Genomic DNA, 1,162 nt, shown 5'->3' with positions numbered 1-1,162 from the left:
TATAGCGTTCCTATTTGATTGGTGAGAATGTTCCATACATATGCATTTTGGGAAAGTCAAAGAGTTCCAGGGCACAAAACTGCTCAAATAGAGCTTTGAGGCCAGTGAATGACGGCTTCAATCCAGCCATCTGTCTGACCCAGGTCTTGGCTTGTAACCAAACATCCTCAATCGGATTTTGAGTTGGGTCGTTGGGCGCAAAGCGAATGCAGTGGATACGCCACTGGGATTCTGGCAGTCCTTCATTGAGCTCGTTTAAGCACGCTTGAATCTCCTGAGAACGATGATAACTGGCTCCATCCCATAGAATAATCAAGCGCTGGTTTGGAAACTGACGCTGCAAGAACTTGAGATAGGCCAATGTACAGGTCGTATTGCCGGCAGCGTGGGCCTCAACGAAAACGCGTTTACTTAGCAGGTCCAAGGCCCCATAGTACGTCTGCCGGTCGCGTTCATTGACAATCGGGACCTCAACGCGCTGATTTCGACGTCCCCAAACGTAGCCTTCGAGATCCCCACTCATCAGATGACATTCATCGACAAACAACACCCTCACTTGGCCACATTCAATCTCGGTGCGGTAGCGTGCCAATAGCCGTTGGATGTCGGCTTTTTTTTAGCCACTAGAGCGGGATCGGTTTTGGGGTTGACCTTGCTGGTTTTCTTCCAACTCAGACCAGCGGTCTCGAATAAGTCGTAGTAACTCTGTTTGGACTCATAGCTGACCCCATATTCACTGGCCAGGTGATACTCCAATTCATTCAGTGTCCAGATAGCTTTGGTCCCGAGCCACTCGATAACAGCGGCCTTTTGAGCAGCACTCAGATAGCTTTGACGACCTTTATGACGCGGTGCAAAGCTGCTGAGTCCCTCGGCCTCGTATCGCTGCTTCCAGTTTGCAATGAAGCCCATCGACACGTCGAGAATACTGATAATCGATTCGTAGGTATGCCCCTGATAGAGCAGTTTAACTGCTAGGGCTTTCTTCACCTGACGACCATCACGTTGCGTCTTGATGAAGGTTTTCAATTCTTCGATGGCTGCGGTTTGACTGGATACTGGTATCTCCGAACTCATAACGATACGGGGGGAACATGCTCTGATGAATACAATTTCTCAGATCATACCGATCTACCCTCAAGAATCAAGACGGATGACTATA

The 1,162-nt window shown here is 49.0% G+C and carries 1 protein-coding gene; it reads right to left on the bottom strand.

Translation table 11 applies throughout. From position 1 onward, the window contains the following. Positions 1 to 10 precede the first annotated feature (10 nt). A protein-coding gene (locus DXZ20_RS37100) for an IS630 family transposase (RefSeq protein WP_431732065.1) occupies positions 11 to 1,038 on the bottom strand; the annotation gives its coding sequence in 2 pieces (ribosomal slippage) (positions 11 to 609 and positions 609 to 1,038; 1,029 coding nt in all). Positions 1,039 to 1,162: the final 124 nt, after the last annotated feature.

It is taken from the genome of Adonisia turfae CCMR0081 (genome assembly GCF_011009555.1).
Classification (GTDB): Bacteria; Cyanobacteriota; Cyanobacteriia; order Phormidesmidales; family Phormidesmidaceae; genus Leptothoe; species Leptothoe turfae.
Note: the sequence above shows the minus strand (reverse complement) of the source record. Positions and strands in the feature narration are given on the sequence as shown.